General features: G+C 43.4%; 9 protein-coding genes and 1 pseudogene. 5 read left to right on the forward strand and 5 right to left on the reverse strand.

All coding sequences use genetic code 11. The features are described from left to right. Positions 1-11: 11 nt before the first annotated feature. The 4 genes from RH89_RS22515 to RH89_RS22530 all read left to right on the forward strand — a co-directional run bounded on the left by RH89_RS22515 (position 12) and on the right by RH89_RS22530 (position 3630). Positions 12-464, forward strand: coding sequence for a c-type cytochrome (locus RH89_RS22515; RefSeq protein ID WP_004406982.1), 453 nt, complete (start codon positions 12-14; stop codon positions 462-464). Positions 465-559: 95 nt separating this feature from the next. Continuing rightward, complete coding sequence (locus tag RH89_RS22520) at positions 560-1243, forward strand: hypothetical protein (protein ID WP_004406983.1); 684 nt, start codon at positions 560-562, stop codon at positions 1241-1243. Between the two features lie 127 nt (positions 1244-1370). Next, entirely contained in the window at positions 1371-2921 is a 1551-nt protein-coding gene (locus RH89_RS22525) for a cryptochrome/photolyase family protein (protein WP_004406984.1), read from the forward strand. Position 2922: 1 nt separating this feature from the next. Continuing rightward, on the forward strand, positions 2923-3630 hold the full coding sequence (locus tag RH89_RS22530) for an SDR family oxidoreductase (RefSeq protein WP_038147054.1): 708 nt from the start codon (positions 2923-2925) through the stop codon (positions 3628-3630). Positions 3631-3661: 31 nt separating this feature from the next. Here the strand turns inward: RH89_RS22530 and RH89_RS22535 are convergent, their stop codons facing one another. The 3 genes from RH89_RS22535 to RH89_RS22550 all read right to left on the reverse strand — a co-directional run bounded on the left by RH89_RS22535 (position 3662) and on the right by RH89_RS22550 (position 6714). Then, complete coding sequence (locus RH89_RS22535; RefSeq protein ID WP_004406988.1) at positions 3662-5236, reverse strand: hypothetical protein; 1575 nt, start codon at positions 5234-5236, stop codon at positions 3662-3664. A 688-nt stretch (positions 5237-5924) separates the two neighbouring features. Next, positions 5925-6260 (reverse strand): hypothetical protein, encoded by a 336-nt coding sequence (locus tag RH89_RS22545; RefSeq protein ID WP_004406990.1) that lies wholly within the window; start codon positions 6258-6260, stop codon positions 5925-5927. 127 nt (positions 6261-6387) lie between these two features. After that, positions 6388-6714 carry a hypothetical protein gene (locus RH89_RS22550; RefSeq protein ID WP_004406992.1) on the reverse strand — a complete coding sequence of 109 codons (327 nt, stop codon included), beginning with the start codon at positions 6712-6714 and terminating at the stop codon, positions 6388-6390. 94 nt (positions 6715-6808) lie between these two features. Between RH89_RS22550 and RH89_RS29785 the strand changes: the two are divergent. Further along, a pseudogene (locus RH89_RS29785) lies at positions 6809-6961 on the forward strand (IS110 family transposase); the annotation flags it as partial. On the opposite strand, the gene RH89_RS22555 reads toward RH89_RS29785, so the two are convergent. Next, positions 6947-7270, reverse strand: coding sequence for a hypothetical protein (locus tag RH89_RS22555; protein WP_004407001.1), 324 nt, complete (start codon positions 7268-7270; stop codon positions 6947-6949). The pseudogene RH89_RS29785 and the gene RH89_RS22555 sit on opposite strands and share 15 nt — an antisense overlap. A 154-nt stretch (positions 7271-7424) precedes the next feature. Next, positions 7425-7748 carry a hypothetical protein gene (locus tag RH89_RS22560; protein WP_004407003.1) on the reverse strand — a complete coding sequence of 108 codons (324 nt, stop codon included), beginning with the start codon at positions 7746-7748 and terminating at the stop codon, positions 7425-7427. Between the last annotated feature and the right edge of the window lie 563 nt (positions 7749-8311).

Here is an 8311-nt window from a genome sequence, read left to right on the forward strand (position 1 = left end):
GGGGTGTTTAAATGGTGAGAGCGTCTAACAAAATGGCATTAACTGTAATGACAGGGTTGATGCTAACTGTGCCAACTTGGGTGCAAGCGGGTCATCAAGACTGGATTACTATCCGGCAAGAAGCCTTTGAGTTGATCGAAAAACAAACCGATCGGGTGGCGGCACTTCTCAGGAAAAGAGAAACAGATTGGCAAGCGGTTCTGGAGGTGAGCGAGCAACTGGCTGAAAACAGCTCGATGTTAAAAGACGCGTTTCCGCCAGAGAGCCAAGCCGGTAGTAAAGCGAAAGATTCGGTCTGGACTAAACCCGAAAAATTCCATTCATTGATGCACGACTTTGGAGAAGGTTACGCAACTCTTCTTTCCGCAAGTAAAGAACAAAATTTGTCGCTAGCAGAGCAGGGGCTGAATCAGGCAGAGAAGACCTGTCGTGCCTGCCACAGAAGCTATCGATCACGTTGGTAGGCAACATGTTCCCACTTATCTTGGGAGATCGGGAGCCTCGTTTACCTTTGTACTCAACGAGGTGACCGAAAACATTACAACTATGAGGTAATGCAATGAAAATTATGATTAAAGCGATCGTTTTGGTAGGCGCAATGCTGTCAGCTTTTACTGTATATGCAGTGGATTTTGGGGTAGAGCTGAAATGGAACACACAGGATCACGACAAAGTCCTGAAAGCCATGCCGGAACAGAAAGAAGCATTTGGGCAGTTGATTAAACAAGGCTCTATTAAAGACATGTACATCTACGAAAGTGAGATAGATGGAAAACCGACCAGACTTATCAGGTTTGTTATCAGCGGTGGCAGTGAAAAACAGGTGCGGAATACTCTAGAGAAGCTGCCACTGTACAAACAGAATCTGGTTAAGATAGTTGATGTTCTTCCTTTGGGATCCAAATGGCTGGATAAGACGCCTCTGGTTTACAACTACGGAATTACCATGACCTGGAAAGAGGGGATTGACCCTGCTGAAATAGACCGTGTTCTGGGCATCGACCTGCAACGCGTCGTAAGCCTGAATCAAGCCGGATTTCTAACCTCTGCGTATCTGAATACGCAAGAAGTGAGCGAGGGTGTGACTCGTCCGGTTTACCATGTGGCATTCATCGCTCAAGATGAAGCTCATGTAAAAGAGCTTTCCAAGCAATTTGAAGCCATTCGCATGGGCTATGCTGAAATTCAGGTTCAACCTTTGGGTAATAAAGTGAACCTCGACAATCTGGTCGGCAGCCAATAACAGAATAGATAAGGCAGCGAGGCTGCCTTTTTTCACTAGAATCCAACGACAAAAGTTGATCGGTTAGAAGTCGCGAGCGTATTAAGAAAGGTGCACACTTTTTCGCTTAATTCGACGCCGAGCCTCTATGAAAACAAAAACTATTCGATTAATTTTGGGTGACCAACTGAATTACCAACATTCTTGGTATCAAAGCATCGATGACTCCATCCTCTACGTGATTGCAGAGCTCAAACAGGAAACCGGCTACACCAAACACCATATCCAGAAAGTGTGTGCGTTTTTCTCTGCAATGGAGTCCTTTTCTGCTTGGTTGGCTGAATCGGGTCACCCGGTCAAGTATCTGACTCTTGATGACACAGCGGCTTTTGCCAACCTGCCCGATTTGCTCACGAATTTATGCCTTCAAACCGGTGCCAGTCAGCTGCAGTATCAGTCTCCAGATGAACACCGGCTGTCTCAGCAACTATCAAAACTGGACGTTGAAGGTGTTTCTATAACATGCGTGGATACTGAACATTTCATGCTGAGTGCGGAGTTAATCCCCGGTCAGTTTCCCAAAGGAAAGCATGTGCTTATGGAGCATTTCTATCGGCGGATGAGAAAGCAGTTTGGCATTCTGATGGATGCCAATGACAAACCCGTTGGCGGAAAATGGAATTACGACGCCAATAACCGAAAGAAGCTAAAGCCAGCAGATATCGACCAGCTTCCTGAGCCATTAATGTTTGCCAACGACATCACGGTCATTCTTGAGCGAATAGAACGCCATGGCGTAGTGACAATGGGAAATATTGGTGAACAATTACTCTGGCCGGTAAATCGTTCCCAGGCGCTGAACTTGCTCGCCCATTTTTGCCAGATCTGCCTGCCGCTTTTTGGCACCTTTCAAGATGCGATGACCAGCCAACACAAAGCGAAATGGAGTCTATATCACAGCCGGCTTTCTTTCGCGATAAACGCAAAAATTTTGTCGCCGCTGGAAGTCATCGATGCCGCACTGACTCGCTATGAGCAACCTAACAGCAATGTGTCACTAGACCAGATTGAAGGCTTTGTTCGCCAAATTATCGGATGGCGGGAATACATACGGGGTGTCTATTGGGCGAACATGCCGGAATATGCCGAAAAGAACCATCTGAACGCCACGCGTGCATTGCCCGACTATTTCTGGACAGGCAAAACCCAAATGCACTGCATGAAACAGGCGATCGACCAGTCATTGGATTATGCTTACGCACATCACATTCAAAGACTAATGGTGACAGGCAATTTCGCGTTAGTCACAGGCTGCCACCCAGATGAAGTCGACGACTGGTATCTGGGCATTTACGTGGATGCTATTGAGTGGGTAGAAATGCCTAACACGCGTGGCATGGCTCTGTTTGCAGACGGTGGTGTGATTGCGACTAAACCCTATGCTGCCAGTGGCTCTTACATCAACAAAATGAGCGACTACTGCAAAGGCTGCCATTACGACGTGAAACAGCGCAGCGGAGAAAGTGCCTGTCCATTTAATGGTTTTTACTGGCGATTTATGAATCAACACCGCGAACTACTCAGCAAAAACCCCAGAATAGGGATGATCTATCGGAGTTGGGACAATATGGATCTGGAAGTTCAGGACGCGATACTCGACACAGCAGAAAAAAACTTACAAAGAATTGAGGAGCTTTAAATTGAACCGAATGGTCGTAGGAGGAAATGGGGGAATCGGGCTAGCAATGGTCAGGCACCTATTGGATGCATACCCAAACGATGGGGTAATCGCCACCTATCGACGTGAGAAGCCAGTCATTACAGCGAAAAACCTTCACTGGGTGAATATGGATGCCTCGGATGAAACCTCAGTAAAGTCTGTGTTTGATTCCATCGACGATTTGGATTGGCTGATCAATACCGCAGGTTTTCTCCATTCACAAAGCAAACAACCAGAAAAGAACATTCAACAAACCGACAATGCCTTTTTTCTGGAAACCATGAGCGCCAATACGCTACCAACTCTGTTGCTTGCAAAACACGCCTATCCTTTGCTGAGAAAGAGTAAGCAGCCAAAATTTGCATCGCTGTCTGCGCGGGTAGGGAGCATCAGTGATAATCGGCTAGGAGGTTGGTACAGCTATCGCGCATCCAAAGCAGCACTTAACATGATCATCAAAAACCTGAGCATTGAGTGGAGCCGGACCCTTCCTAAAGCCACGGTTCTGGCGCTCCACCCAGGCACAACGGATACCGCATTATCAGAGCCGTTTCAACGAAATGTGCCCAAAGGAAAACTGTTCACACCCGAACGTGTAGCAAGGGATTTGGTTAGCATTGTCGAAAGCGCTGAGCCATCACAAACCGGTCTTTTACTGGCGTATGATGGCTCAGTGATTCCCTGGTAGCAGGTCGTTTTTACCTTTTATTCAAAGTAATCTAGCTACCAAAGATATGATTCCATTTATCCTTACACGCCTGTTCGTATGACGCATCGCTTGAAAAACCAAGTTTTGAGAGCATGTTACTACGTTCACTATCACTGAAAATAAGGGCGTCGTGATTACCCGGAAGAGTACCGCGCACCATTTCCAGACAAGTCTTATGGTTCGCCGGGTCAGTCAGATAACCTTCGAGTGTTTTGTTGATTTTCCAACGTGAAGAAATGCACATCCCAACACTATCTTGCCCTTTACAAGCTGCAAGCTCAGCTGCCTTGGTAAACTGCGATTTTGGAATAGTAATATCCAGCTTATCTTCAATGTATCGGAAAAGATCTCTTTCGCCGTAAATGTCATCACCATGGCTTAACCAGCGATCCACCGTTGGGAAATACAGCATGGAATGATTCAAAGAAAACGGAGATTCAGCGGCTGGTAGCGCGTTATTACCTAAAACAATGGATGAAGGAATATTCAGTGTTTTCGCTAATGAGTGAACAATTCGGGTTGCACTATGGCAGCCTTTAATTGCCATGTGTGGGGTTCTCAATCGAAGGAATGAAAACGGAACTGGCATGTACCTTGGTACATCGATACTGCTCTCCACATCGATGGGAGTCGATTGCCCGGCTCTGTTCTTGTAAAAGATGTCGGAGCTGGAGCCGTGTTCAAATTTCTGAGTCAGTTTAAATAGTTCTCTCAGTGCTTCTTCCTGAGTGCTCGAAGCCGAGATTTTCGTACCAAAGCTTTCCATCAACCACTGATAGTTCTCGTAAGGGGAAGAGTTGTAGATATAGGTAAACTTAGGTGAGAAGAATGAGGCAATGTCAGCAACCGTCACCGAATCGAGGGAAGGGTGCTTGGTGGTGAAACGTCGGGTGGTAGTGTTCAACATTTCATAAGACGTGTAAGCCATCAGAACGTTTTTCTCTTTCCACATCGAGTGAAGTTCTTCAGAAGTGTTATTGGTAAGAGACCATGGAACACGGTCGTTTACGTCCATCCATAGTGCTAAGGCAATGTGACTCGCTATGATCTGTGTAGTTTTGTATAGCGGTGTGGTGTGCTCTTTCCAGTCTTGGCAGTTTCGCTCAATGTGGTCAATTTTGCAGGCGAGATTGGCTTTGCGTTGTTCCTGATAGGGAAGGTGCTTTGATTTCTCCGAGCAGGTTTCACCAGAAATAATGGCGCACTTTTGGATGTTTTGCTCTGGGTTATAGTCTATGAGTGAACTCTGACCAGATTCTAAAAGCTCCAAGGAGTCGCCAATTTTTCGGGTTAAGAACGCGTTTCTTTTGTCTATCCATTCTTCGACCAAAGGATGTATCTGTTTTAATTCCGGTGCTTTCTCTAGGTAATATTCTGAATCAATCGCACTCACCATCGCATCAACAATGTGCTGGTTAGCAGGTTTAGACAGAAAATCCTTGTACTTATGGGGCATAGACCCCCAATCATATTGCTGAAAGTTTCTTGAATTCTGCGCGTGCGCTTCAGAAGAAGAAAATGTCAAAGCGGAAAGCAGTGACGTGGAAATGATGAGTGTGGAAAAAATGGATTGGCGAATATTCACAAAATACCTTTGCTATGTGATTGAAGAAGCGAAGATTTTAGATATGCCAATACGCCCATACAATTTGTCGATCTGGCTTTTATGATGTCCATTCAGCAAGAAAGAGGGTATTGCGAAACTTCTTATTTTTGAGCTTTATATGTAATTGTTGGGTTGTTTTAAAGTCTCAGTTACCCAGTGATATTGACCCATTTAGTTCATTTTGCAAGCGAACTGATCTTTCAAAACTAAATGTCGTTTTTTTCAATCTGCCAATAAAAGTAAAGGACCATCAAAATCGCAACCAAGTGTATGGCAGCATAAGAATATTGGGAAACAAAACTAGAACTGAACAGGAAAAGCCAGCCTGCTGCTGCACCCCAGACTTTTCCTACATCAAAAGACAATGACAATACACTTGGCACTATAGTAAGAGCGCTAAAAGAATGGATGATTATGTACAAAATAGTGGATTGGCTATCACTTCTTAGTTGTATAGGAGGTAATATCTCATTGCCAACAATCGCAGCGCAGAAAGAAAGGAAAATAAGCGTTGCGAGAACCCGCAAATACTTTACATTTCGCTCGAACATCTCATGTCTTCCTACTGATCACCCCTTAATTAAGCTGACACAATGCTTTAAACGCTTTAATTGTCGCAAGTCCAGAATGGCACATCTTGGCTGTAAGTTTGACGCTTTTGTTGTATCTACCTAAGCCTCATATGACCGACATTTGCGTATGAAGTGTTAGCCCAAACTTTTGTGCAACTATCTACAACATAGAAGTCTACTGGCTTCGACGCCGCATATGCCGATAAAGCCATAGAAAACCAATTTTTATGAGTCGTAGAGTTGATCATTACATCGCCAGAGGAGTTCACCGCACAACCCCCGGGATTGTTAAAGCTAGAAAGCTTTATTAGCACTTTATCTCCATCAAGAGCATAAATACCAGTAATCGTAGCTTTTCCTGACCAACCAGCAGCTGCGAAGCTATTTAGCGAAAACAATAGTCCAAAAACAATAATAAATACTCTTTTCATAGTTAACCTCAAAGAAAAAATATAATGCCCATTTAAGTGGTGAGCAACGAAATGCTGATGTTTCTGCAAACCACCTTAAACACTAAACGCAACGCATAGTAAAAATGCAACACGTTGCGAATTAGTCTTAAGGTGTTTGTTGCTGTGTTCTTAGTGCGTTGACTCCAAAACTGAATATTATTAAAGAAGGCAAAGTTAGTACTACGCCATAAAATAGCAGGTAGTCTTCATCAAACATATAGCCATCAAAAGGGTCAAATATCCAGAGACCACATAAGCATAACAATGCCCAAGCTCCGCTAACTAGAATAAAAGCCATAAATTTTGGAAGTGTAATGATGTGATCACTAGTTTCAATTTCAGATTTTCTTTTAGTGCCAAAATATCCCAGTCCAAGAATCGAGCAAATAGCACTTACTAACCCTGCAATGCCATTAACTGTTTCCCACTCCATACAATCATTCCTCACCGACATAACGAAAGACATGGATTCCTCTTTTCGAAGATCTGCCACGCTGGGGGTGGCATTGATTAACACAGGAGGTACCATCTCTAATTGTTTTTATTTTGGCGGCATCGACTTAGCGAAAAATCACTTTAGCATCCACGTCGTTGACTCCAACGGGAAAGTCATTCTCCATAAATTCGTCACTCGCCCTAAGCTGCTGACTAACATAGCAAATATGTTACTTGTCGTTATAAATCATTACATAGTTTATATTTTCTAAACCAGCAGCATTACAAACACCTGACCCCTGAACCGTTACCACTTTATTTGCCATTAAAGCAGCTAGAGCTGTACTGTGCTGGATTTCGTTAACTAGAGTTAAACGATTTTGACTATTGCTTTTATCACAAGCAGAGCTATTAATATCTGTTTTTAAATAGATGACGTTATAGGGATCCTTAATTCCTTCTGCCTGAATTTTAGAAATATTGGCAGTCCATGAGGCTGAGTGAGCAGTGGTTGATAAAAGTAATGACAGTAGCAAAATAAGCCTATTTTTCATTGTTCTAATTCCTTATTAAATTATTAACATAACACTATGGTAAGTGGATGATAAATTAACACATAACGTAAACAAGCCACCGTAAAAATAGAATAAGCATTGAAGTAAATTCGCGAGCGTTGGTAACCTGCTTTATACAGATCGTTGTATTAGATCAGTACGCTGACCAATTTAGTAAGGTAGGCCGATCTCCATTACATATGGCATCCGTAATTCTCATATTGACCGACTTACCAGCTACCCATACCGTCATAAGTGCTGAATAGTGCGTTTTTCCTGGTTCTTTTGAAGAATCTAAAGAGACTACATTACCTGGATGCCCACAACCTTTAGAAGAGTGCTGTTTGTCCAATAAGACTGTGAACTGATCTCCATAGAATTCAATGTTTTGAATTTTTGCCCCATGAACCTGACTAATTCCAGCTTGAGAAAACATAGGGCAAACAGTTAATACTACTAATGACATGATTTTTTTCATAATTTATTAGCCTATTTTGATTTAACAGATGACATTGATTCCTCATTCCTAGAATCTGCCATATTGAGGTGGTATCGATTGATACTAGAAGCACCATATCTAATTGGGCGGTATCAACTTAGCGAAAAATCGCTTTAGCATCCACATTACGGCCTTCAACGGCAAAATCTTTCTCCACAAGTTCGTCACGCGCCCTAAACTGCTGACTAACATAGCAAAAGTACCACCAATACGTATAGGGTCGTAAGCGTGCGGAGGCGCGCATTTGTGAGCGAAAAGCATAGATCCAACCAAGGCTAACCGATAAATGTCTAGTGCCCTAACTAAGAAACGTCTGTAACGGTGAGACCGGAATAAGAGGGTCTCTATATGTGTTTGTCGTAAGCCATGCTTAATGACCGAAATGACAAAACGAAGTAGATGACTTTGTTGTTCGAGATGGATTGGCTGCTAACACAGCCAAAAGAGCGTTATTGCCTATTGAGAGGCAGAAGGCTTATATGTGTTAAAGATATATTTGCTAGCGTTCTAGTAGTTCCTGAACAAGTCTTAGTGGGCTTATC

The sequence above is a fragment of the Vibrio nigripulchritudo ATCC 27043 genome, assembly GCF_000222685.1.
In the GTDB taxonomy this organism is placed as follows: domain Bacteria; phylum Pseudomonadota; class Gammaproteobacteria; order Enterobacterales; family Vibrionaceae; genus Vibrio; species Vibrio nigripulchritudo.